This is a genomic window from Peteryoungia ipomoeae, assembly GCF_004912165.1.
GTDB classification, from domain to species: Bacteria; Pseudomonadota; Alphaproteobacteria; order Rhizobiales; family Rhizobiaceae; genus Allorhizobium; species Allorhizobium ipomoeae.
The window spans coordinates 364,636-389,090 of sequence record NZ_STGV01000005.1; the positions used below are offsets into that span (position 1 = coordinate 364,636).

Here is a 24,455-nt window from a genome sequence, read left to right on the forward strand (position 1 = left end):
AAGATGATAGATCGCCAGAAATGGGGCCGCTCGCACGCAGTCTTCATGCCGGGCCGGGATGCGTTTACATCAAGGCATCTGCCGAGCGGATCGTGATGGATTGTCGGCTCGTCTCGATCGAACCTTCCCGGCAGAGCGCAACGATAGACCGGCTGACGACCTCGCGCGTCGTGCCAAGCATCGAGGCGAATTCCGCATGAGTGGGCGCGGGATAGATCGTTCCGCCGTCACGCAGCTGGTTGGTCTCCTGGGCGAGTTTGGAAATCGCCTTGCGCAGGCGGTCATCCGTTTTCATCGTCGCTAATTCAAAGCTCAACTCGGCGAGCGAGCTGATCCGGTCCGCCATCTGTTCGACAAGGCGCGTGCTGAGAACCGGATGCTCCGCCATGAGTTCGCGAAAACTGCGGACGGAAAACAGAAGGGCCGAAGAGGTTTCAGATCCGGCCGCGACCTCATGCTGGTTCTCGCTCGCATCGATCAACGACATCTCACAGAACAGCTCTCCTGGGCGAATGGTCTGCAGCGACAGAAATATGCCGTTGGCCGAACAGCGACGAACCACAAACAGACCGCTGACGGCGAGGCCGACAAGCCGCTTTTCACTGCCCTGCGTGACCACGATCTCGTTCTTGCCGTAGCTGCGGTGATAGCCTCTGGCGATGATGGAGCGGATGGCCTGAGGGTCAAGGCCGTGGAACAGGGCGCAGGATGCCCCAAGCCCCGCCACCTCGCCACCCGTTGCACGCTGGCTGGCAACGGCCGATTTTGCGCTATCAAGGTGATACGACGGCATGATGCAATGGACCCGTGCTCTGTTGCGCATGGCAAACCGGTCGATCACCCACAAGCGAATGACCGTTGCCCGATTGTTAGATGAATGGCCGGGAGGCCGCGCCTCCCGGCATCGAACGCGGATCAGCTGGCGCTGAGCATCTTGGCGATCGCGATGGCGTCGGAGATCGTGTCGACGCTGTAGATCTGCATGACGCCCTGCGTCGTTGCGGCCTGGGCCAGAATGTTCTGGTTATTCTGCGCGGTGACAGAATTCTCGAACATCAGACCCGTCGAGTGCGAGGCCGCCTGATAGAGCGACCCCATGGCCATGGCCGGCGCTTCGCCCACGACCTTTACGTTGGCTTGCGTCACGGCATCGGTGATCACGGAATTGACTGCGGTTGGTGTCGTCATATGCTCACTCCTTGCTTCGCTTTGGCTTCAGGTCCCGGCCGCCACGCGACCAGGGTTCTCGGTGCCGCCCATACGGCACGAGCTCGTCGAAATCCCCTCGGGATTTCATAGAATTGGCGTCGAACCGTCGCGGTCCGCCTTTGCGGGCGCTCTCTCACCTGGTCGTCGGGGCTGCGCCTCTTACCCGGCAGGACGAGACTTTCCGTTCTCCTGCACCCGGCGACGGTTCAACCTCGCTTGTGCCGGTGTCTGAGTTCCATCGCTTCCAGCGGATGTCCGGCAAGGAGCCGCGCAAGCGAGGTGGCATCTGCGATGGTATCGATCGACGACACCTGCTTGGTGCTTTCGGCAAGCCCCGTTAGCGACACGATGGTGAGGCTGCGATGGGCGTTGACGCTGTTGGCAAACATCAGGCTGGTCGAATGCGCGGCCGTGAGGAATTCCTGCCCCAGCGCAAAGGCGGGGCTTTCGCCGTCTACAGTCTCCACCGGATCTACGCCGGACCATTCCTCTTCCATGACACGTCCCTTCTTCCCCGGTTGAGCCATCGGCCTACCCCTTGTTGATCTTGTCCCTTGACGAAACAGCCCATCGCTATCGCCCGCGCTTCTGCGCTGCAGAGCGCCTCAGGGCCTCGTAGCGTTCCTGGAATTTCTGCACGCGAAGTTTCATCTGTTCCTCCCGCGCCCTGATCGAGGCCATCATCGTCTTTTCGTCCATCACGCCTCCAGCGACACCCCTGCCCAAAAGGTCCCCGAGCACCTGCTGGCCATCGCCGCTTGGCAGCGGTGAGCCAAGGCCCGACAGTCCCTGATCGCGGATCTTCTGGAGATCCTCGAGCAGCGGTGCGAATTCCTTGAGGACCACGGCCACCACCGTATCGATAAGGATGCGCGGTATCTCCGCTTCGGGCGCGCCACTGTTTCCCGGCAGCGTGATCTGGCCTGGCACCAGATCCATGTTGACCTGCGGCAGTTCCAGCACCTGAGCCTTTTCTGGCTCCACTGGCAGCGGAATTCCCGCTTCCTTGATCTTCTGCAAATCCTCCAGCAGAGGCTTGACCTGCTTCAGCACCACCGCCGCCACCGTATCGATCAGCAAGGTCGGTATGTCGGGCTGCCCCGTCGTTCCGCCTGTCGTCGCCGTTCCGCCCGCCGCAGACGTGGCCTCATCAGGTTTAGGCTGTGCACTTGTGCCTGCCGCCGGCTCGCCGCCAGCCTGGTCGGGGCCCGTCAGTACGATACCGGCCTCGTCTGTCGTGTCTTTCGATGTAGCGTCATTCCCCATCTCAGCCCCCTTTGATGCTGACGAACTGTTTGGCGAGCGTGGCAATGTCCGTGGCAAAGGTTGTCGTGTCCTGCTGGGACGTCTTGATCTGCGTCAGCAGCGCGATCCCGATCGCCTGATCCGGTTCACCCTTGGCGATCATTGCCAGCGCCTTACCGACAGCAGCGGTATAGATCTGCTCCATGCCCTGCAGATAGGTCCGGGTATCTTCCCCCAGCATCGAGACGACCTGGCCAAGCGCCGCCGATGCAAATGTCTCGACCGTCGCGTCGGAAATCCCAATCAGCGGACCGCTGGGTGGTGTCCCGCCATTGCCACTGCCACCGCCGCCATTCGGGTCGCCCAGGTCTGTCTCTGTCGTCTGGCCGGGTGGGGGCGGGTCAGACTGAAGGTTCGCCGGCGCGGGGTCCGCTCCGAGAGATGTCGGCGTTGCGCCTGCCTGCAAGCGGGGCGCGCCAGTGGGCGCGGACGAGGCTCGGACGGGCGGATTGGCATTGCCGGCCGCAGGCATCGGCGATGGCCGGGCGGCAGTCGGCACCCCTTGCCCGCCATTTGCCACCTGGCCCGGACCGGGATTGCCGGCGGGCGGAGCGCCAGCAATCCCGGTCGGTCGAACGGCAGCGCCGGAGGGAGCGACAGGGCTGACACCCAGTCGAACAGGCGCCGTTGCGGCGGACGATGGACCTGGCCCGGGCGCCGACTGGAGCGGGCGAAATGGAGCGGCAGCGTCTTGCACCGGTGTGACGCGGGCAATCGTGCCGGCTTGCCCCGCCTGTCCGGCGGACGAAGCAGCCGAAATGGCAGCCTCTGCGCCCGCACCGCCGGCCTGGGGACCGGCAGGTTGCCGCAGAGGAGCCGGTTCGGTCCTCGTCTGCGTTGCGGCTTGCTCCTTTCTCTTCAACATCCACATGGCATCATCCTGATCAACTGGCGACAGGGGCCGCCCCAAGCGACGAAGGCTCGAAATCCAGGAACGAAGCTTGCCAGCCAGGCTGCGCGACTTCTCGTTCTCGGACATCACGACAACTCTGCTGTTCCGGCTACTTGTTCAAAAGAGCCAGCGCATTGGCGATGACCGACGGCGCGAGCGTATTGATGTTCTGCTGTGCCGCCGTGGCGTTTTGCATTGAAAGTGAATAGGCATGACCTGCGGCCTGGTAGAACATGCTGACCGCAACGCTTGGTGCGTCCGTCATCACGGATGTCGTTCCGTTTCCCGTCTGTGGTGCACTCATTGCCACGACCCTGCCCTAAGCTGCTTCTTCCGCTATGTCCTATCGACAAGGCGGTTGTAATTTAGCGACCGCATTCTTTCTGTAACTTTTGATACATGCCTAACACTTAATGCAATTTTAAATAGATATTTGCACCCTGACGCCCACGGCTCTTGCGGCAACCTGCCTTGCATCGAGCGTATCCGGCAAGGCTATCCATCTGAAACAAATCCCAAAAAGCCGCGACAGCCGGGCACAACCTGAAAACAGGTAAAGATTGCATTTTTTAGATTTTTCACAACCCTGCATGGAAGGCAACACGGGAAGACCCGGTTGCATGCGACCATTTTTGGAGCAAAGCACAGGCTCCAGATAATGCAAAAAGGGCCCCGGAAATCCGGAGCCCTTGGAGGCAAAGACAATTGCTCGACAGCCGAGCAGATCAGGCAACCACGGAGACGAACTGATCCTTGGGGCGGCGCACCTTCTTCAGGCCAGCCAGCCAGTCGCCTTCCGCGGCGCGGTAACCAAGTGGCAGGATGGTGACCGAGCGAAGCCCCTTGTCGCGCAGACCCAGGATCTCGTCGAGCTTGGCTGCGTCAAAGCCTTCCATCGGCGTCGCATCCACACCCTCGAAGGCAGCCGCAGCAACGGCCATGCCGAAGCCGATATAGGCCTGGCGAGCGGCGTGCTCGAAATTCACCTCGGCATCCCGGCCCGGATACATGTTGAGCAGCATCTGACGGTAGTTTTCCCAACCCTCATTCTTGAAGCCGCGCTCGTCATTGACGAGGTCGAACATGTGGTTGATCCGTTCGACGGTGTAATTGTCCCAGGCGGCGAAGACGAGGAGATGCGAGCCTTCGGTGACCTGGGCCTGGTTCCAGGCAATCTCCTGGATGCGGGCGCGAACTTCGGGATTGGTCACCACGATCACCTCGAAGGGCTGAAGCCCGCTGGAGGTCGGGGCAAGACGGGCCGCCTCGACGATGCGCTCGACCTTGTCTTCGGGAACGCTCTTCGTCGGGTCCATCTTCTTGGTCGCATAACGCCAGTTCAGCTTTTCGATCAGTGCAGACATCGGGATCTCCATCCGGGTTTCGACCCTCGGTCCGCCTGGGAGGTATTGGCGCGACGGGAAAGGTCTGGTATTGATTAGTAACCAGGCCTAGATAGGGAACCGGATGAAATGCGCAAGAAGGCACATGTCTGATACCAGGTTTTACGGAGAGAACCGAAATGTGTGACGGCTATGATCCGGCAAAATGCACGACGGTGAGCGAAATGCTCGCCCGGCTCGGCGACAAGTGGACGGTGCTCGTCATCATGATGCTGGGCGATGGCCCGCAGCGCTTCAGCGATCTGAAACGCATGGTCGTCGGCGTGTCCCAGCGCATGCTGACCCTCACCTTGCGGGCACTGGAGCGCGACGGCATCGTCGAGCGCACGGTGCATCCGACCGTGCCGCCGAGGGTGGAATATGCGCTGACGGATCTCGGCCGATCCTTCTCGGTGCCAGTCAAGGCATTGGGCGGCTGGGTCTTCGCCAATCACGAGGACATCCAGTCCGCCCGCGCCCGCTTCGACGAACGCAATGCCGAGGCCGGGCCGAAGCTGATCAAGCTCGGCTGATCGCAGGGCTTGCCGCGATCATTCGCTCTTGAAATTCCCCTTGGGAAATTCAGCTGCGAGATCGCGATACCACTTGCCGCTCTTCTTGATCGTGCGGACCTGGGTGTCATAGTCGACATGCACGAGGCCGAAGCGCATCTTGTAGCCTTCGGCCCATTCGAAATTGTCCATCAGCGACCAGGCGAAATAGCCCTGCATCGGATAGCCCTCGGCGATCAGGTCTGCGACCTTATCGAGATGCTCGACGTAATAATCGAGACGCGGCTGGTCATCGACCTCGCCATTCTCGACCTCCATATTGTAGCAGGCACCGTTCTCGGTGATGTAGCAGACCGGCAGGTCGTAACGGGCATAGAGCCGCTCGACGAGCGACTTCAAGGCCGGCGCATGCACCTCCCAGCCGATATCCGTCTTCACCTTCGATACGGGTGCGGCACCCGTTGTCGCGGGGTATTCGGCACCCGGCGTCGGATCATCGGCAACGCGCATCGGCGTGTAGTAGTTGAGGCCCCACCAGTCGAGCGGCTGGCTGATCGTCGCCAGATCGCCCTCCTCGATGGCGGGCATGCGATGGCCAAGCGCAGACAGGAAGCCGGCCGGGTATTCGCCCTTGAACACCGGATCGAAGAAAACGCCATTGTGGAACTGATGCGCCCGCTCGGCAGCCGCCCGATCTTCCGAACTTTCCGAAGCCGGCAGCGTCTCATGCGCATTGAGCACCAGCCCGACCGGCACGTTTGGCGAAATGTCGCGGATCGCCTGAACAGACAGTCCATGCGCCAGATTGGTGTAATGCAGTGCATGCAGCGCCGCATCCATGTTGCGCTCGCCCGGCGCGTGAATGCCATAGAGATGGCTGAGCCAGACCGAGCACCAGGGCTCGTTGAAGGTGGCCACCGCATCGAGCCGGTCGCCCAGCCGCTCCATCACCACGCGGGTATAGCGCTGGAAGGCCAGCGCCGTAGACCGCGCGGTCCAGCCACCGTCACCCATCAGCGCCAGCGGCAGATCCCAATGATAAAGCGTCGCATAGGCCTTGATGCCCCGCGCCTTCAGGCCATCGACGAGGTTGTCGTAGAAATCGAGCCCCTTCTCGTTGATCGGGCCGGCACCATCCGGAATGATGCGTGGCCAGGCGATCGAGAAGCGGTAGGCGGAAACGCCCATGTCCTTGATAAGGTCGAGATCGCTTTCCCAGCGATTGTAGTGATCGCAGGCCACATCGCCATTGTGCCGCCCGAACACCCGGCCCGGCATGTTGGAAAACGCATCCCAGATCGAGGCTTTGCGCCCGTCTGCCTTCGACGCCCCTTCGATCTGGAAGGAGGCGGTGGCGACACCGAACAGGAAGTCTCCGGGAAAACGTGCGGCGAACGCCTTGGGATCGATCATGGAAAACACCCTTCTTCAGGTCCGGGCCCAAGGCCGCGGCGGAAATATCGCAAGCGGTTTAGAGCAAAGCCAGGACGCGGTGAAGACAGGCGACAGAAAAAACTGAAACGTTACAGGAGATCGCCTGCCCTTTGATGGGGAAAAGCGGAGCGACGCTTCGGGCCGTGGTGATCTCAAGCAAGGCAGAACGCCCGCGTAACCTCCTCTCCCCCACGGGGAGAGGGAAGCCGAGCGAAGCGGAGGCAGGGTGAGGGGGCGGTTCGGCAAAACGTTGAAAGCTGAGCCTAAGCTTCGCCCCCCCTCATCCGGCCCTGCGGGCCACCTTTCCCCGCTGGGGAGGGAAGGAGCGACGCTTCGGGCCGGGGTGATTTCAAGCGAGGCAGAACGCCCGCGTAACCTCCTCTCCCCCACGGGGAGAGGGAAGCCGAGCGAAGCGGAGGCAGGGTGAGGGGGCGGTTCGGCAAAACGTTGAAAGCTGAGCCTAAGCTTCGCCCCCCCTCATCCGGCCCTGCGGGCCACCTTTCCCCGCTGGGGAGGGAAGGAGCGACGCTTCGGGCCGGGGTGATCTCAAGCGAGGCAGAACGCCCACGTGACCTCCTCTCCCCCACGGGGAGAGGGAAGCCGAGCGCAGCGGAGGCAGGGTGAGGGGGCGGTTCGGTAAGGCGTTGAATATGCGGCCGAGCGCCCCTCATCCGCCTGCCGGCACCTTCTCCCCGTAAACGGGGAGAAGGCCTAGACGGCCACCGTTTTCTCCCCCTCTCCCCGCCTGCGGGGAGAGGGTCAGGGTGAGGGGCAACTACGCCCTGCGCCCGCGTGCGCCTTACACCTTCACCCAACCGCCATTCTGCTTCGACGAGGCAATGCAGGCTTCGACGAAGGCCACGCCCTTTACCCCGTCATCGACGGTCGGATAGACCACGGCCGGATCGACGGCGGCACCGGACTTTGCCGCATGGATCGCGTGAGCCGCTTCGGTGTAGATCGTGGCAAAGGCTTCGAGATACCCTTCAGGATGGCCTGAGGGAATGCGGGTCACGCGCGCCGCAGCCGCACCCGCGCCGGCACCGCCGCGCGTGATCAGCTGCTTCGGCTCGCCAAGACGAGTGAACCACAGATAGTTCGGATCGGCCTGCGTCCATTCGATGCCGGCCTTGGTGCCGTAGATACGGACCTTCAGGCCGTTTTCATGGCCGGTCGCTACCTGGCTGCACCACAGCATGCCCTTCGCGCCACCCTTGAAGCGCAGCATCACATGCGCATTGTCATCCAGCCGGCGGCCTTCAACAAACGTGTGCACGTCGGCGGCCAGCTCATCAAGCTCGAGGCCCGAGATGAATGAGCCAAGATTATAGGCATGCGTACCGATATCGCCGGTCGAACCGCCCGCACCGGACTGCGCCGGATCGGTGCGCCAGACGGCCTGCTTGGCGCCCGTCTGCTCGACAGGCTCGGCCAGCCAGTCCTGCGGATATTCCATATGCACGAGCCTGATATCGCCAAGCGCGCCGGAAGCGACCAGTTCGCGTGCATGCCGCACCATGGGATAGCCAGTATAGTTATGCGTCAGGATGAACAGCGCATTGGCCTTGTCGGCAATCGCCTTCAGCGCCTTGGCATCCTCCAGATTGGAGGTCAGCGGCTTGTCGCAGATGACATGGATGCCCTTTTCGAGAAAGGCCTTGGCGGCTGCGAAATGCACATGGTTCGGCGTCACGATCGACACCGCCTCGATGCCATCGGCACGCGCCGATTCCTTGTCCGCCATTTCCTGGAACGAGCCATAGCAACGGTCCGGATCAAGCCCGAGATCACGCCCCGAAGCGAGCGACTTTTCCGGCGTCGACGACAACGCGCCGGCCACGAGGTCATACTGGTCATCGAGACGTGCCGCCATCCGGTGCACCGCACCGATAAACGCCCCCTGCCCGCCACCAACCATGCCGAACCGGATCCTGGCAGCCCGTTGTTCCGATTTGCTCGCTTCGATCGCCATGCTATGTTTCTCCTGGAAATCCTGTTGTGTCGGGGTTACCCCCCTCTGCCCTGCCGGGCATCTCCCCCACAAGGGGGAGAACGGCTCGGGGCCACCGCTCCGCCGGGAGTGGAAGCCCTTAAGGGCAACGGCCACTCTCCCCCCTTGTGGGGGAGATGTCACGCAGTGACAGAGGGGGGTTCCCCCGGTCACCCTATCGAAAAACTGACCTAAAGCCCGAGCATCCGCCGGTTCGCCGCATCGTCCGTGCCGCCGGCGGCAAAGTCGTCGAAGGCGTGTTCCGTCACGCGGATGATATGCGCCTTGACGAAGTCTGCCCCTTCGCGGGCGCCGTCTTCCGGGTGCTTCAACGCGCATTCCCATTCGACAACGGCCCAACCGTCGAAATCGTTGGCTGCCATCTTCGAGAAGATCGCGCCGAAATCGACCTGACCGTCACCCAGTGAGCGGAAGCGCCCGGCTCGGTTGACCCAGCCCTGATAGCCGCCATAGACGCCCTGCCGACCGGTCGGATTGAATTCCGCGTCCTTGACGTGGAACATCTTGATCCGGTCCTTGTAGATGTCGATGTTGTCGAGATAGTCGAGGCATTGCAGCACATAGTGCGACGGGTCGTAGAGCATGTTGGCGCGGGAATGGTTCTTCACCCGCTCGAGGAACATCTCGAAGGTCACGCCGTCATGCAGGTCTTCACCCGGATGAATTTCGTAGCACACATCGACGCCCTGCTCCTCGGCATAATCGAGGATCGGCAGCCAGCGTTTGGCCAGTTCATCGAAGGCGGTCTCGACGAGACCGGCCGGGCGCTGCGGCCAGGGATAGATATAAGGCCAGGCAAGCGCACCGGAAAAGGTTGCATGCGCCTTGATGCCAAGGTTGCGCGAAGCCTTCAGCGCATACTTGACTTGGCTGACGGCCCATTCCTGCCGCGCCTTCGGATTGCCGCGCACTTCGGGTGCAGCGAAACCGTCAAAGGCCTCATCATAGGCCGGATGCACGGCAACCAGCTGGCCCTGCAAATGGGTGGAAAGTTCGGTGATTTCGACGCCGTTTGCCCGCGCCACACCGGCGAGCTCGTCGCAATAATCCTTGGATTCGGCCGCTTTTTTCAGATCGATCAGTTGGCTGGCCCAGGTCGGGACCTGCACGCCAAGATAGCCCTTGTCGGCGGCCCATTTGGTGATCGCATCCCAGGAATTGAAAGGTGCGGCATCGCCCGCGAACTGGCCTAGAAAGATTGCCGGCCCCTTGATCGTCTTCATGAATTCTCCTCCCTGAGATCCCTGCAACGTTACCGTGAACGATTACAGGAGATGGATTTTCGATACAACCGCAATGATTGCGCCCGTCAAACATCTGCCCGGGAAAACCCCGGGCAGAGCAGTCCTGCGTGATCTCGAGGGATCAGAACGGCGAATCCGGGAAGTAGTAGTTCGCAGCATTTTCAGGCGTGATCAGCGTCGCGTCCAGCGTGTAGGTGCCGTGAACCGGAACTGCGTCATAGAGGGCAGCCGCCGTCAGCTCCATGGCCGTGCCGACCATCGACGGCGGATAGAGCACGTTGACCGGCACCATCTTGTCGCCATCCTGCACCTTCTTGATCATGTCCTTGGAGCCCGCACCGCCAACAATATACTTGATGTCGGTACGACCGGCCTGCTCGATGGCCTGCAGCACGCCGACGGCCATGTCGTCATCCTGGCACCAGACCACGTCGATCTTCGGATACTTGGTCAGGTAGTCCTGCATGACTTTGAAGGCATCGTCGCGGTTCCAGTTGCCGAACTGGCGATCGAGAACCTTGACGTTCGAGCCGGCAATCCCCTTGTCGAAGCCGTCCTGACGCTGCTGGTCGATCGGGATCGGCATGCCGCGGATAACGACGACTTCCGCATCCGGCGTCGTTTCGGCAATGTACTTGCCGGCAACTTCGCCGAGCGCCGGGTTGTTGCCGGCGACATAGAGATCACGCACCGAGTTGTCGTTGACCGAAGGCGCGCGGTCGACGAGCGCGACGAACTTGCCGCTGTCCTTGATCTGCTTCACGGCATTGACCAGCGGATCGGGATCGGTCGGCAGGATGACCAGCGCATCGATGCCCTGGGTTGCCAGATCCTGCACGGCATTGGCCTGGCTGGATGGATCGGCCGATGTCTTGACGACAACGTTGAGACCCGGATGACGCTCCATCAGCTGCTTGGCGATACGCTCGGCATGATAGATCACGCCGGATGTCCAGCCATGCGTCGCCGCCGGAATGGAGACGCCGATCGTCTTTGCATCCTGCGCCTGCGCCTGCGCAGCCGTGAAGATTGCGGTCAATGCCGTCATCGCAACGGCCAGACCCAACAGTTTCTTGTGCATTGCTTTCCTCCCAAAGTGACTAGGGTCGACTGAAGAACGGACCGGGCGACCCTCCTGCCCGGCCGTTTCGTTACGCCTTGCGCGCCAGCGACCGCTGGACGAGCATCGCGATGATGATGATCGTGCCCTGGATGGCGCCGATCAGATATTCGGAGATGAAGTTCGACAAGAGCATGATGTTGCCGACCAGCTCGAGAATGAAGGCGCCGCAGATCGTGCCCCAGACACGCCCCGCGCCACCCTTCAGCGCCGTGCCGCCGACAACGACCGCGGTAATCGCCTGCAACTCCCACAGAATGCCTGTTGTCGCAGAGGTCGAGCCAAGGCGCGGCACATAGAGGAGCACGGCGATGGCAACGCAAAGCCCCTGGATGACGAAGGCGATGGTGCGCACCCGGTCGACCGCAATGCCCGAATAGCGCGCCACATCCCGGTTCGACCCGACGGCGACGACATGGCGGCCATAGCGGGTGCGATACAGGATCACGGCAGCAATCGCCGTCACGACAAGGATAATGACGATCGGCACCGGCACACCGAGAATGGAGCCGAAATAGACCGGGCGGTAAAGCGCCTGCTGCTCGGCATCGCGCAGCGTGATCGCGCCGCCCTGGGAAAGCCAGGTGGTGAGCCCGCGATAGATACCCATGGTGCCGAGCGTGGCGATGAAGGGTTCGATCTTGCCGACGGTGGTAATCAGGCCATTGGCAAGGCCGCAGAGCGAACCGATGATCACCGCAAGCGCCATGGCGGCTGCGATCATCAGGCCGGGATCGGCAATCGCGCCGGAATTCATGAACAAAATCATCAGGCTGGCGACAAAGGCCACCATCGAGCCGACCGAGAGATCGAGGTCTCCGGAGGAGATGACAAAGGTCGCACCGACGGCGATGATGGCAATGAAGGCCGAGCGCGTCGCGACATTGGCCAGATTGGTGAGGCCGATGAAATTCGGGTTTACCAGCGCGCCGACAATCAACAGGATCAGCAGCGCGGCAAAGGGCGCCACGGCGCGCAGGTCTATGTCGCGAAAGGTTCGGCGTGAACGGCCAGTTTCGGTCGTTTCAGTCTCGGCAGTCATGGTCTTCCCGTCTCCTCCCGTGCGCCTCATCGAGAGGCCACGCACCCTGAAGTCTTGGTTTCAAGCCCGGTCTTGCCGCCGGGCTGCTGCACGCTTTCAGCTCGCCATCTGCCGTTTCAGGCCGGCGGCGTAGCGCATGATTGTCTGTTCGTTGATGTCCTCGCCCTCGAGCAGGCCAACCATCCGGCCCTCGCGCATCACGGCCACCCGCGTGCAAAGCCCGATCACCTCCGGCATTTCGGAGGAGATCACGATGATCGACCGTCCCTCGCGGGCAAGCGCTGCGATGAAATGATAGATCTGCTGCTTCGTGCCGACATCGATACCGCGCGTCGGCTCGTCGATGATGATAACGTCAGGCTCGACTTCCATGATCTTGGCAAGAAGCAGCTTCTGCTGGTTGCCGCCCGACATGCGTCCGACCCGGACTTTTTCGTCGCGAACGCGGATATCGAAGCGCCGCTTGGCCCGCGCCATGGCCTTGGCTTCGCTGCCTGGATTGAGATAGCCGTGGCGCACATGCTGATCCATTGACTGCAGGGTGAGGTTTGCCGTCATGCCCTCGCCGAGCAACAGGCCCTTGCCTTTGCGATCCTTGGTCATGTAGGCGAGACCCCGCCGGTTCGCCTCGCGAAAATCGCCCGCCTGCATAACCGTGCCCTTCAACCGCACCTCGCCGGAAAGGCGCGGACGAAGTCCCGCAACCGCCTCCATCAGCTCAGTCCGCCCGGACCCGATCAGGCCGGAAAAGCCGAGCACCTCGCCGCGCTTCAGATCAAAGCTCGCATCCCGCACAAAACCCGTGGTCAGCGCCTTCACCGAAAGAACGACCTCTTCGTCGACGTCAGGCTCGTGCTTGTGCGGGTAGAGGCTCGACAGTTCACGCCCCACCATCAGCTGCGCAATGGCCTCGCCATCCAGCGCTGCGGTCGGCGCCGTCTTCACCCATTGGCCGTCCCGCAGAACGGTGACCCGGTCGGTCAGCTCCATCACTTCATCGAGCTTGTGGGAGACGAAGACGAAACTCGTTCCCCGCGCCCGCAGCTTGCGTACCTGATCGAACAGAACCGCCGTTTCGTCCCGCGAAAGAACCGCCGTCGGCTCGTCCATGAACACGATCCGCGCCTTGCGGGAGATTGCCTTGGCAATTTCCACCATCTGCTTGTCAGCAACCGCCAGCGAACTGATCAGCGCATTCTCGTCGATTTTCGAATTCAGCTGATCGAGCACACGGCGCGTTTCCGCCCGCATGACCTTGCGGTCGAGCATGCCGAAGCGTGTCACCTCGCGTCCGAGAAACAGGCTCTCGGTCACGGTCAGATGTTCGGCAAGATTGAATTCCTGGTGAATGAGCACGATGCCGAGTGCTTCGGCAGCCCCGTTGGCGGGCAGCGTCACTGGCTCGCCATCGAGAAGAATTCGGCCAGCCGTCGCCTGCTCGAAGCCGGAGAGAATCTTGACGAGGGTCGATTTGCCAGCACCGTTCTCGCCCATCAGCGCATGCACTTCGCCCGGCAAGACGTCGAAGTCGACGCTGAACAGCACCTGCACGTCGCCAAACGATTTTGAAATGCGCTCCGCCGCGAGCACGGGTGTCCGCGCCTCGCCCCCAGGCTGTGTCATGCAATCCTCCCCGCGGCTCCTCAACCGCTTCTGAAGAGCATGTGTAAACCTTTACATCTTCCATGTAAAGGTTTACATCGTGGATCAGCAGGCGGATTTCCACACCCTCTCCTTTCGCAGACGCAGCAGGATAGCTAGGGTCTCCAACGATTCCAGAGGGATAGACCAAAGGGACAGGTTACGGGACGGGAGAGTGGCGCGTGCAGGATCAGGCACCGGCGACCATCGAGGATGTTGCAAGGATTGCCGAGGTGTCGATCGCCACGGTGAGCCGCGCCATCCACACGCCCGACAAGGTGGCCAAGACCACCCGCCAGCGCGTCAATCAGGCCATTGCCATCACGGGCTACACGACCAATGCCATGGCACGCTCGCTGCGCATGGGCCGGTCGAACATGATCCTGATCCTGGCCCCCGATATCGGCGATCCGAACTTCTCCTCTACCCTGATCGGGCTTGAAAACGAGGCCCGCGCCCATGGATATGGCGTTCTGATCGGCCACACCCAGAACGATCCGGAACGCGGGCTCGAATATCTGAAGTTTCTGAGCTCGGGCCAGGCGACGGGCCTGGTGCTCTTCACCGGCCACGAGCCCTTTGGCCACCAGGTCGCAGCAACCCGGCTGCCGCCCTCCGTTGCCGTCTTCGAACCGGTCTTCGGCTCGAAAATCCCCTATGTCGGCGTCGATGATGTGGCGGGCGCCCGCAAGGCAGCCGAGCATCTGCTCTCGTCCGGCCACCGCGCAATCGCCTTCATCGGCGACAGCAAGACACGGCTTGGCCACCAGCGCCGCCGTCAGGGTTTCGACATCGCGCTCGATGCCGCGCGCATCCCGCCGACGAACCGTTTCGTGCTGGATGGCGACGGCACCATCGAGAGCGGACGCCTCGCCGTCGAGCAGCTTTTCATGCGCGACACACTGCCCACCGCCTTCATGTGCGTCAACGATGCGACAGCCGTCGGCGTGGTCAATGGCCTGACCGCCCGCGGCTATGAACTCCCGCATGATTTTTCCGTCATCGGCTTTGATGACGTGCCGCAGGCCACCTATCTCAATCCGGCACTGACCACCATCCGCCAACCCCGCACAGCGATCGGCCGCCAGGCCATGGCCTTGCTGATCAAGTCGCTGTCAAACCGCCCGACGGAACGTCAGGAAATCCTGCTGATGCCGGATCTGATCGTCCGCGGATCGGTCACCGGCCCGGCGAAACGCTAGCCAAACGCGCCCGCCAATCCGCACCCCCAAAAATTCATTGATTTTTCTTTTCCCACACTGCGAAATGTAGTATATTAGTTATTGCAAAATTAATGTGCCTCACGCACCGCAGGGAGGACATGATGCAATACGCGATTACCGCATTCACCTGCCTGATATTTGCCCTGACCGCCGCGCTGCCAGTTTCGGCGGCCCACGCGCCCGAACAGTCCGCGATCGATGGATGCATCGACCGGATCCGGGGTGAAGGCGGCGGCAAGGGTGGCGAGGTGCTCCGATCAGATGATCATGAAGCTGGCCATCTCATCGTCCTCAAGGATCCCGGCGGCACCGTCTGGCGCTGCCTGGCGGAGCGCGATGGCAAGGTGCGGACGCTCGCAATCGGCAAGACGGCGCGTTATGTCCACGTCTCCAACGGCCTCACGACGGCCAGCATTGCCGCACCGGGCGGCATCATCGAGATCCGCATTCCAGAGGGCGAGACAGGCACGATCGTCAATGGCCGTATCAGCGGCCGGGAACATTTCGACTACACCCTCGGCGCCTCGGAGGCCCAGACCCTGGAAGCGGCCCTCCATGTCGACCAGACCAATGGCAATGGCTCAATCTATTTCAATGTCCTGCCGCCGGGCAGCGCCGATGTCGCAATCTTCAATGGCGCGACCTCCATCGATGGCAAAGCCAGCATCAAGCTGCCCGTAAGCGGCGCCTACAGGCTCCGCGTCTATTTGATGGGCGAGGATCGCGACCTTGGCAAATCCGTGGGCTACCGTTTGAACGTCTCCGTCCGGTAGACCACGACAGACCCCGGCGGCTCGCCGCCTCCCCCGAGTCCCTCCCGGTGCGCCTCCGGGGTCTGCTTCATCCCTTTGATCTATCAACCTGCCCTTGGCGCTCCGACGGCACTGTCCTATGCTGGTCTTTTGCCATGCCCTTAAGACCAGTGTGAGGAGACCGGTGTGAGCGTTGCCTTCACCAAGGAAGAGAGTTCGGAAACCGCAGCAGAAATCCACCTGCCGGACCGCCCGATCTCCCCGCATCCCAATCTCGTCACCGCGGACGGTCTGAAACGTCTGGAAGCCGAGGCCGAGGAAGCGCGTGCCGCCTATCGCGCCGCCCAGGCGATCGAAGACGTCAACGAACGCCGCCGCCAGTCGGCCGTCCCCTATCGCGACCTGAAATATCTGACGGAACGCCTGCGCACCGCCCAGGTAATCCCGGCACCGGAGGGAAACACCGTCGTCGCCTTCGGCAGCCGCGTCACCTTCGAGCGCGACGACGGCCGCGTCCAGACCTACCGCATCGTCGGCGAGGACGAGGCCGATCCCAAGACCGGCACGATCTCGTTTGTCTCGCCGGTTGCGGCACGGCTGATGGGCAAGGCCGTCGGCGATGTCGTGATGGTCGGCGACCAGGAACTGGAGATCACCGCAATCGGGTGACGGTGCCCCCAGGCGCCGCACCCGACCGCCGTCATCCTCGGGCGCAGTCCCGAGGATCCACTGCAATCGGCTGAGAGTTGGACGATGGCGGTCGGTTGAAGCACCTCACACCGCCGGAACGCCTCACCCCGCCGCCGCCCTTTGCAGATCCTCGGGACAAGCCCGAGGATGACGACGATGAAGGAATGCGAAAGGCCGGGACACTTTCGCGCCCCGGCCTCCGCATCACCCCAAAAAAACCCGATCAAACGTAGCGGTTAACAACGTTCTCCAGCAGTTCCTGCTTGCCGGAAACCGGCTGCGGGTTGACGTTCTGCGCTTCAACGCGGGCAGCGATGGCCTCAAGGCTTTCCTCGCCGCGCAGCATCTTCTGGTTCTCGGCCTTGTCCCAGCCGGCATAGCGATTGGCGAGCGGGCCGGAGAGCGCCTTGTCCTCGACCATCTTCGCCGCGGCCTTGAGGCCGCGGGCGCAGCAATCCATGCCGCCGATATGCCCGATCAGCAGATCTTCGGCATCGAGCGACTGGCGGCGCAGCTTGGCGTCGAAATTGGTGCCGCCGGTGGTGAAGCCACCCGCCTGCAGGACCTGGTAATAGGCGAGCGCCATTTCCGGCACATTGTTCGGGAACTGGTCGGTATCCCAGCCGGACTGGTAGTCGTTGCGGTTCATGTCGATCGAGCCGAAGATGCCGAGCGCATTGGCCAGCGCCAGCTCGTGCTCGAAGGAATGGCCGGCCAGGATCGCGTGGCCCTGTTCGATATTGACCTTCACTTCCTTCTCAAGACCGTACTTCTTGAGGAAGCCGTATACGGTCGCGACATCGTAGTCATACTGGTGCTTCGACGGCTCCTGCGGCTTCGGCTCGATCAGGATCGCGCCCTTGAAGCCGATCTTGTGCTTGTATTCGACGACGAGGTTGAGGAAACGGCCCATCTGATCGAGTTCGCGGCCGAGATCGGTGTTCAGCAGCGTTTCATAACCTTCACGGCCGCCCCACAGCACGTAGTTTTCACCGCCGAGCTTCTGGGTCGCGTCCATGCAGGTCTTCACGGTCGCAGCTGCAAAGGCAAAGACATCAGGATCCGGATTGGTCGCAGCACCCGACATGTAGCGGCGATGCGAGAACATGTTCGCCGTGCCCCAGAGCAGCTTGACGCCGGTCTCTTCCTGCTTCTTGGCAAAATGGTCTACGATCTCGTTGAGGTTGCGGGTGTTCTCCGCAAAGCTGTTGCCCTCGGGGCGCACGTCGGCATCGTGGAAGCAGTAATACGGCGTTCCGAGAAGCTGGAAGAATTCGAAGGCAACATCAGCCTTCATCTTCGCCGCATCCATCGTGTCCTTGAACCACGGACGCTCGAAAGTGTTGCCGCCGAACGGATCGGTGCCCGGCCACACGAATGTGTGCCAGTAGGCAACGGCAAAACGCAGATGGTCTTCCATGCGCTTGCCGAGAACCACTTCATCCGGATTGTAGTGGCGGAAGGCCAGCGGATTGGTGCTGCCCTCGCCTTCATATTTGATCTTCTGGATATTGCCGAAGAAACCTGTGCTCATGGGATATTCCTCCTGTGTGTATGCGATGAATTGTGATGGCAGTGGGTGGGGCTCTCCCCCCTCACCCTGCCCTCTCCCCGCTGGGGAGAGGAGAATGTCGGCGCGTGCCGCGCGTCTCTTCTCCCCAGCGGGGAGAAGGTGCCGGCAGGCGGATGAGGGGGGCGTCAGCTGCTGAGCGAGCGGATCGCCGGATAAAGCGCCCGGTAGCGGCTGTAAGCCGCCTCATAGGCTGAGCTCAGATCCTTGACCGGCTCCACCGTCTCAGCCGTTTCCGGCGCCGTGCAAACCGACAGCGGATCGGCTCCCGTGGCCGCGATCAGGCCGAGGCGGGCGGCGCCAAACGCAGCCCCGAAATCGCCGTCGGCCGGAATATCGACCGGCATGTCCAGCGCCGTTGCAATCGAGGACAGCCAGTAGCGCGAGCGCGAGCCGCCGCCGATTGCCGTCACCCGGTCGATCTTCGTGCCGGCGGATTTCAGCGCCTCGAGGCTGTCACGAATGGCGAAGGTGACGCCTTCGAGCACCGCCTGGGTCAAAACGGCGCGGTCGCTTTCATGGCCGAGGCCGATGAAAGCGCCACGGATCTTCGCGTCGTTATGCGGTGTGCGCTCGCCGGAGAGATACGGCAGGAAAGTCACGCCGGAAGGCGCCTTCAGCGTTTCGCCGAGTTCACCCGTCAGCTCGCCCGCCGACTTGCCCGTGACCGTCGAGTGCCAGTTCAGCGCATCGGTCGCCGAAAGAATGACGCCCATCTGGTGCCAGGTCTTCGGCAGCGCATGGCAGAAGGCATGCACAGCACTTTCCGGCTTAGGAAGGTAGGAGCCATTGGCGGCAAACAGCACGCCTGATGTGCCGAGCGAAACAAAGGCCTGCCCCTCAGCCACCGTACCCATGCCGCAGGCGGATGCCGCATTGTCCCCTGCACCGCCGGCAACGACGACACCGGAGCCAAGACCCCAGCGGGCGCATAGCTCAGCGCGCAGCATGCCGGCGCGATCCGTACCTTCGACAAGGCCCGGCATCTGCCCGATGCTGAGCCCTGTCGCCTCCAGCAATTCGCTCGACCAGGCCCGCTTGGCCGTATCGAGCCAGCTGGTGCCGGCCGAATCCGACATGTCGGAGAGATACTCGCCGGTCAGCCAGAGACGCAGGAAATCCTTCGGTAGCAGCACCTTGTGCACCCTGGCGAAGATGTCGGGCTCGTTGTTCTTCACCCAGGCAAGCTTCGGTGAAGTAAAGCCCGGGAAGACGATGTTGCCGGTAATGGCCCGGAAGCGCGGATCGGCATCGAGGCTCGCCGCTTCCGCATGGGACCGCGTGTCGTTCCACAGGATGCAGGGACGCAAGACCTGGTCGGCGGCATCAATCAGCGTGGCGCCATGCATGTGGCCGGAAAGGCCGACGCCCTTCACCGCGGAAAATTCGCCCGGATGCGCCGCCCGCAGGGCAGCAACCGCCTCTTCCGTCGCACGGATCCAGTCCAGCGGCTGCTGTTCCGACCAGCCGGGATGCGGCCGCTGCACGGTCAGCGAGGCGTGCCCGACGCCAACAACGGTCTGGCTGTCATCGATCAGCATCGCCTTGATGCCGGATGTGCCGAGATCCACTCCGAGATACATGGGGTTCCTCCAATCCTCTGCCTTCAAGGCAGATTGTCCTTCAAGAATATGTCGATACGAATGCGTTCCTGCGCGGCCACCACCGATTGCCCGTCGGCTTTCGCCTTCAGCACGCGGATGGCGCTGCGCACTTCATGGCCGGCATCCTGGTTGAGGACGGCGTCGATCAACCCCTTCTGTAGGGCATCGCGGGTTGTCTCCGTCAGCTCATGGGCAACGACCACCGGGCGCTTCTCAGCCGGCATTGCTGCCATGGCGCGGGCCAGTCCGCGATTGCCGGCACCCAGGCTGTAGATACCGACGATGTCGTCGCGCCGGCTCAGCACATCGCCAAGCAAGCGTTCAACCGTTTGCGGATCGTCCCGCCCCTCCAGCACCGGCAAAAGCGTGAGTGTCGGAAACCGCTCGGTGATCGCGGCGGCAAAGGCCGCACACCGCTCACGGTGGTCGCGCACCAGCATGGAACCGGCAAGCACGGCCACATGCCCGACCCGACCGCCGAGGAAACGGCCAATCAGGCTTGCCGCCGTCCGGCCGGCTGCCGCATTGTCGATCCCGGCATAGTGGTCCCGCAGGGCCCCGGTCAGGTCGGAAACGAGTGTGACCAGCGGAATGCCGGCCTCGACCGCACGCGCTGCGGCTGCGGCAACCTCCGGCGCATCCACGGCGACAAAGGCAATGCCGGCAGGGCTCTCATCAACCGCCTGATCAATGGCAGCGGAGAGCGCAACCGCATCGAAAGGCGGCACATCGACGAGCCGGATGCTGATCCGCTCGACAGCCGCCCGCGCTTGCGCCTCGGCAATGGCTGCACGCAGGCCCTGCATGAAACTGTTGTCGTTGAAGGGAATGATGAAGGTGAAGGCATAAACCCGCCCCTTGGCAAGGTTCGCAGCCGCCACATCCCGCACGAAGCCGAGCGCGCTGATGGCCCCGTCGACTTTTTCCCGCGTCGACGCACGGACCCCCGGACGATTGTTCAAAACGCGGTCCACCGTGGCAAGACTGACGCCTGCATGGACTGCAATATCTCGAACGGTTGGCTTCATCCTGTCCTCCGGCAACCGTCCTACACCAGAGACTGAGGTACGTAAATCAGATTTCGACGTACGTACCTCAGATTCTTTCCGAGCAAATGCAGCGCGCCATGCAGGCACCACCTTGCATCACGGCAAGGCAACCTCGTCGATGACGTATTGGATGCGCCCGGCCTCCTCGATCTGGCGCAGAACGACATAGTGCTCCGGCATGGGGATCTGGCGTTCCGCCCCGATTTGGCCGGCCTTCATCGCCGAGAGAACCTGCGTGTCCGCCGGTTGGATCATGATCTGGCCATCTTGCAGCCCAACCACGCGCAGCGGCGCAGCACCCGGCATGCGCGCGATGAAAGTCGCAGCCAGATCGGCCTGCATGTATCCATCCAGCTGGAGCATGGTGTCGTTGTTCACGTGCTGGAACGGCACCCCGTTCTTCGAGGTGCTGTTGTGCCAGAAACAGAGCGGCATCAGATAGCAATGACCACCGGTCGGCACGGTGCCCGCCGCGTTCGTGGTCATGTGGCCGCCAACGCTGAATTGCGGATGGCTGGTCGACGTGGTCGGCAATGGCGACGACACATAGCAATTGCCGTTGATCCCGTAATTGATCAGCAATTGCTTCCATGTGACCCCGCCGATGGAGGGGTCCGGCGTGCTCCCGGCGACATTGTAGAGGATACCGGTAAAATTCACGACTTGCGCGCTGGTGGATTGAATATTGACGCCTGAATACTGGCTAACAAATGTGGCCAGCGCCTGGACTGCTGCTTGCTCTGCCATTTCCCGCCTCCCTGCCCCTCTCGACAAACCCGAGAGTGTCCGACGTCAAGGATACACGCGACACGTGCATTGTAAATCCCTGATGAACACAGGCGCCATCCAGCAGGCGAGCCCGTCGGACAGCGCCCAAAAGGGCCGCGCCCCGGATCTGTCTTAGTGACCCGACCCGGCAGGCGCTGCGGATTTCGGCTTTTTCAGAGCCATGGAAAGGAAGACGAGACCGGCAAAAAGCAAGGTCAAGGTCATGAAGACATCCATGAAGGACATCAGCCAGGCCTGCTGGGTAACGACACCGGACAGTTTCTGGATCGCGATTGCGGTGCCGTCCAGCCCATGGGAATCGTAGTTGGCGCCGACACTGGAAAGCCAGTCGAGCGCCGAGGGATTGCCCCAGTCTACCCGTTCGGAAAGGCGCGCATAGTGGTCGTCGGTCCGCTGCGTCAGCATGGTATTGATGATCGCCAGACCGACAGCACCGCCGAGATTTCGTGTCAGGTTGAACAGGCCGGAAGCATTCTTGATCCGGTCCGGTGGCAGCGTTCCAAGCGCCAGATTGTTGATCGGCACCATGCAGATCATCAGCGAGCAGCCACGCAGGATCTGCGGCACGAGAAGCTCGTAGAAGTCCCAATCCGCGGTGATCCCGGTCATCATGTAGGTGCCCACAGCAAAACCGCCGAAGCCGATCATCATCATCACGCGGGCATCGAGCTTGCTCGACAGAATACCGGCAACGGGCGCCGTCAGGAACATGGCGGCCCCCGAGACGAACATGGTCTCGCCGATCATCAGGGAATCATAGCCGCGAATACGACCGAGATAGAGCGGATAAAGATAGGTGAGCCCATAGAGACCCACGCCCATGATGAAGGAGAAAAGCGAGCCGAAGGCGAAATTGACATTGGAGAAGGCGCGCAGATCCACAACCGGCAGCTCCACCGTGAACACCCGCCTGAAGAAGATCAGCCCGCCGATCACCATGGCAACCGTGCCCATGACGATATGATGATCGTTGAACCAGTCCTTGTTGTTGCCTTCCTCGAGAACGAACTCCATCGATCCGAGAAAGACGGCCATTGCGACAAGGCCCCACCAGTCGAATTTCTTCAGGAGCTTCAGGTCGGGCTTATCGAAATCGATCAGGCTCCAGGCGGCGGCCGCGACCAGAATGCCAGGGATCACGTTGATCAGGAACAGCCAGTGCCACGACATGGCGTGGCTGATGTAACCGCCGATGGTCGGCCCGATCGTCGGCGCAAGCGTCGCCACCAGCCCCACCATGGGCGACACGATGTTGCGCTTGGACGGCGGGAAGATGGTGAAGGCCGCCGCAAAGACGGAGGGTATCATGCCGCCGCCGATGAAGCCCTGAATGGCGCGGTAGACGATCATCTGGTCGATATTGGTGGCCGTCGCGCAGAGCGCACTGGCAAGCGTGAAGCCGGCCGCGCAGAAGGTGAACAGCACCCGCGTCGAGACGATGCGCGCCAGCACGCCCGATAGCGGGATCATGATGACTTCGGCGATCAGATAGGAGGTCTGCACCCAGGCGATCTCGTCGGACCCGGCCCCGAGCCCAGCCTGAATTTCGGCGAGCGAGGCCGAGACGATCTGGATGTCAAGGATCGACATGAACATGCCGAAGACCATGGCCAGAAAGGCAATGAGCCGCTTCGGGTCCATGCGCTCTTCCGCGCCGATCCCGGCTGCGGAAGCGGCGCCCTGTGCTGTTGTCGCGGCCATGAGACGGCCCTTTCGGAAGCTGGTCGACCGGAGATTACTTGGCAGCCGTCTCAACCTGAGGCGCCGTGCGCGTGTCGACGTCGACGATGACGCTGAGGCCCGCACGCAGATGCCCACCGGCCAGCGCTTCCCTGGGCAGCGCGATGCGGACCGGAACCCGCTGCACGACCTTGGTGAAGTTGCCCGTGGCATTTTCCGCCGGCAGCATGGAGAAGACGGCGCCCGACGCCGGCGCGATCGACGTCACGGTGCCCTCGAGCGGCTCTTCGCCGTAAGCGTCGACATGGATCTTGACCTTGGAGCCAGGCTCCAGATGCGCGATCTGCGTTTCCTTGAAGTTGGCCTCGATGAACAGCTCGGACGTCGGCACCAGTGCTGCCAGTCGCTTGCCGGCCGACACAAGGTCGCCCGCCTGAACGGAGAGATTGCCGATGACACCATCATAGGGCGCCTTCAAGACGGTAAAATCCAGATCGCGTTTTGCCTTGTTCACGGCAAGAGCGGCCACCTTGACGCCGTTCAGGGCTTCGTTGCGCTGCGCCCGCAAAAGGTCGAGATTTGCCTCGGCTGACCGCACAGCCGCCTGGCCGGCCACGAGATTGGCCTTGGCCTGCTCCAGCGCCACGGATGCATTGTCGAGATCGGCGGTGGTGCCGACCGATTTTGCCGCAAGATCGCCTGCGCGCTTGGCGTTGATCTCTGCACCGCGAACGGCAGCATCCAGCGCCCCAAGCTGCGCCTTGGCCTGTGCGAGACCTGCCTCGCCACCGCCGATCTGCGCATCGATGCGGCTCACCGCCAGCTCGGCGCTCAGGCGGTTCGCTTCGGCCTGATCAAGCGCAATCTGGTAATCGCCGCCATCGAGTGTCACCAGCGGATCGCCGGCCTTCACCATCTGGTTGCTGCTCACCTCGACCTTTTCGACGTAACCGGAAACCTTCGGCGAAATGATCGCGATGTCTCCCTCGATATAGGCGTCATCGGTGGAGACCATGAAACGGCCTTCGTTCCACCAACCATAACCATACCAGCCGGCAGCCCCCAGAAGGGCAAGGGCGATCACCGGCAGAACGGGGCTGCGGCGACGCTTTGCAGCAGCCGGCGCGTCGCTGACGGCGGCGGCAGCCTCGACGTCGGAAGCCTCCGGTTCCTGTGCTGCGGCTGGCACGATGTTCTCGTCCCCTGCGGATGCAGAAGCGGAACGGAGGGCGGTGGATCTTTGTGTGCTGGCCATGGATGCAGGAACCGGATCTTGGGGTGACGAAATCGAACTGAACCGTTCGGT

General features: G+C 62.2%; 23 protein-coding genes. 4 read left to right on the forward strand and 19 right to left on the reverse strand.

What is annotated here, in order from left to right:
* Window positions 1-64: 64 nt before the first annotated feature.
* The 7 genes from FAA97_RS16500 to FAA97_RS16530 all read right to left on the reverse strand — a co-directional run bounded on the left by FAA97_RS16500 (window position 65) and on the right by FAA97_RS16530 (window position 4,770).
* A complete protein-coding gene (locus FAA97_RS16500) occupies window positions 65-793 on the reverse strand; it encodes a Crp/Fnr family transcriptional regulator (RefSeq protein ID WP_168801022.1) in 729 nt (242 codons plus the stop codon).
* Between the two features lie 122 nt (window positions 794-915).
* Window positions 916-1,188 (reverse strand): RebB family R body protein, encoded by a 273-nt coding sequence (locus FAA97_RS16505; RefSeq protein ID WP_054157057.1) that lies wholly within the window; start codon window positions 1,186-1,188, stop codon window positions 916-918.
* Between the two features lie 227 nt (window positions 1,189-1,415).
* Window positions 1,416-1,736 carry a RebB family R body protein gene (locus tag FAA97_RS16510; protein WP_136599653.1) on the reverse strand — a complete coding sequence of 107 codons (321 nt, stop codon included), beginning with the start codon at window positions 1,734-1,736 and terminating at the stop codon, window positions 1,416-1,418.
* 46 nt (window positions 1,737-1,782) lie between these two features.
* Entirely contained in the window at window positions 1,783-2,475 is a 693-nt protein-coding gene (locus FAA97_RS16515) for a hypothetical protein (RefSeq protein ID WP_136599654.1), read from the reverse strand.
* Window position 2,476: 1 nt separating this feature from the next.
* The gene (locus tag FAA97_RS16520) at window positions 2,477-3,379 is read right to left on the reverse strand and encodes a hypothetical protein (protein WP_136599655.1); all 903 of its coding nucleotides are present in this window, start codon (window positions 3,377-3,379) and stop codon (window positions 2,477-2,479) included.
* A gap of 136 nt (window positions 3,380-3,515) precedes the next feature.
* Window positions 3,516-3,710, reverse strand: a complete 195-nt coding sequence (locus tag FAA97_RS16525) for a RebB family R body protein (protein ID WP_136599656.1) — start codon at window positions 3,708-3,710, stop codon at window positions 3,516-3,518.
* Between the two features lie 421 nt (window positions 3,711-4,131).
* Window positions 4,132-4,770, reverse strand: coding sequence for an NAD(P)H-dependent oxidoreductase (locus FAA97_RS16530; protein ID WP_136599657.1), 639 nt, complete (start codon window positions 4,768-4,770; stop codon window positions 4,132-4,134).
* Between the two features lie 158 nt (window positions 4,771-4,928).
* Between FAA97_RS16530 and FAA97_RS16535 the strand changes: the two genes are divergently transcribed.
* Window positions 4,929-5,321 (forward strand): winged helix-turn-helix transcriptional regulator, encoded by a 393-nt coding sequence (locus tag FAA97_RS16535; protein ID WP_136599658.1) that lies wholly within the window; start codon window positions 4,929-4,931, stop codon window positions 5,319-5,321.
* Between the two features lie 18 nt (window positions 5,322-5,339).
* Here the strand turns inward: FAA97_RS16535 and FAA97_RS16540 are convergent, their stop codons facing one another.
* From FAA97_RS16540 to FAA97_RS16565, 6 genes are all read right to left on the reverse strand, one after another.
* Window positions 5,340-6,713: a GH1 family beta-glucosidase gene (locus tag FAA97_RS16540; RefSeq protein WP_136599659.1), complete on the reverse strand. Its 1,374-nt coding sequence runs from the start codon at window positions 6,711-6,713 to the stop codon at window positions 5,340-5,342.
* An 820-nt stretch (window positions 6,714-7,533) separates the two neighbouring features.
* Window positions 7,534-8,706: a Gfo/Idh/MocA family protein gene (locus tag FAA97_RS16545; protein WP_136599660.1), complete on the reverse strand. Its 1,173-nt coding sequence runs from the start codon at window positions 8,704-8,706 to the stop codon at window positions 7,534-7,536.
* A gap of 209 nt (window positions 8,707-8,915) precedes the next feature.
* Entirely contained in the window at window positions 8,916-9,968 is a 1,053-nt protein-coding gene (locus FAA97_RS16550; protein ID WP_136599661.1) for a sugar phosphate isomerase/epimerase family protein, read from the reverse strand.
* Between the two features lie 142 nt (window positions 9,969-10,110).
* On the reverse strand, window positions 10,111-11,070 hold the full coding sequence (locus FAA97_RS16555) for a substrate-binding domain-containing protein (RefSeq protein ID WP_136599662.1): 960 nt from the start codon (window positions 11,068-11,070) through the stop codon (window positions 10,111-10,113).
* 70 nt (window positions 11,071-11,140) lie between these two features.
* Entirely contained in the window at window positions 11,141-12,151 is a 1,011-nt protein-coding gene (locus tag FAA97_RS16560; RefSeq protein ID WP_136599663.1) for an ABC transporter permease, read from the reverse strand.
* Between the two features lie 96 nt (window positions 12,152-12,247).
* Window positions 12,248-13,774 carry a sugar ABC transporter ATP-binding protein gene (locus FAA97_RS16565; RefSeq protein WP_136599664.1) on the reverse strand — a complete coding sequence of 509 codons (1,527 nt, stop codon included), beginning with the start codon at window positions 13,772-13,774 and terminating at the stop codon, window positions 12,248-12,250.
* 200 nt (window positions 13,775-13,974) lie between these two features.
* Between FAA97_RS16565 and FAA97_RS16570 the strand changes: the two genes are divergently transcribed.
* The 3 genes from FAA97_RS16570 (at window position 13,975) to greA (ending at window position 16,436) form a co-directional block, all read left to right on the forward strand.
* Window positions 13,975-14,994 carry a LacI family DNA-binding transcriptional regulator gene (locus FAA97_RS16570; protein ID WP_136599665.1) on the forward strand — a complete coding sequence of 340 codons (1,020 nt, stop codon included), beginning with the start codon at window positions 13,975-13,977 and terminating at the stop codon, window positions 14,992-14,994.
* A gap of 122 nt (window positions 14,995-15,116) precedes the next feature.
* Window positions 15,117-15,788 (forward strand): hypothetical protein, encoded by a 672-nt coding sequence (locus tag FAA97_RS16575; RefSeq protein ID WP_136599666.1) that lies wholly within the window; start codon window positions 15,117-15,119, stop codon window positions 15,786-15,788.
* A 165-nt stretch (window positions 15,789-15,953) separates the two neighbouring features.
* A complete protein-coding gene (gene greA / locus FAA97_RS16580; RefSeq protein WP_136599667.1) occupies window positions 15,954-16,436 on the forward strand; it encodes a transcription elongation factor GreA in 483 nt (160 codons plus the stop codon).
* Between the two features lie 244 nt (window positions 16,437-16,680).
* On the opposite strand, the gene xylA is transcribed toward greA, so the two are convergent.
* The 6 genes from xylA to FAA97_RS16610 all read right to left on the reverse strand — a co-directional run bounded on the left by xylA (window position 16,681) and on the right by FAA97_RS16610 (window position 24,404).
* Window positions 16,681-17,991, reverse strand: a complete 1,311-nt coding sequence (gene xylA, locus FAA97_RS16585) for a xylose isomerase (RefSeq protein ID WP_136599668.1) — start codon at window positions 17,989-17,991, stop codon at window positions 16,681-16,683.
* A gap of 164 nt (window positions 17,992-18,155) precedes the next feature.
* Window positions 18,156-19,610, reverse strand: coding sequence for a xylulokinase (xylB, locus tag FAA97_RS16590; protein ID WP_136599669.1), 1,455 nt, complete (start codon window positions 19,608-19,610; stop codon window positions 18,156-18,158).
* A gap of 23 nt (window positions 19,611-19,633) precedes the next feature.
* The gene (locus tag FAA97_RS16595) at window positions 19,634-20,659 is read right to left on the reverse strand and encodes a LacI family DNA-binding transcriptional regulator (protein WP_136599670.1); all 1,026 of its coding nucleotides are present in this window, start codon (window positions 20,657-20,659) and stop codon (window positions 19,634-19,636) included.
* Window positions 20,660-20,776: 117 nt separating this feature from the next.
* Window positions 20,777-21,427, reverse strand: a complete 651-nt coding sequence (locus FAA97_RS16600; protein ID WP_136599671.1) for a hypothetical protein — start codon at window positions 21,425-21,427, stop codon at window positions 20,777-20,779.
* A gap of 153 nt (window positions 21,428-21,580) precedes the next feature.
* A complete protein-coding gene (locus FAA97_RS16605) occupies window positions 21,581-23,170 on the reverse strand; it encodes a DHA2 family efflux MFS transporter permease subunit (RefSeq protein WP_136599672.1) in 1,590 nt (529 codons plus the stop codon).
* Window positions 23,171-23,204: 34 nt separating this feature from the next.
* Window positions 23,205-24,404, reverse strand: a complete 1,200-nt coding sequence (locus tag FAA97_RS16610) for an HlyD family secretion protein (protein WP_136599673.1) — start codon at window positions 24,402-24,404, stop codon at window positions 23,205-23,207.
* Between the last annotated feature and the right edge of the window lie 51 nt (window positions 24,405-24,455).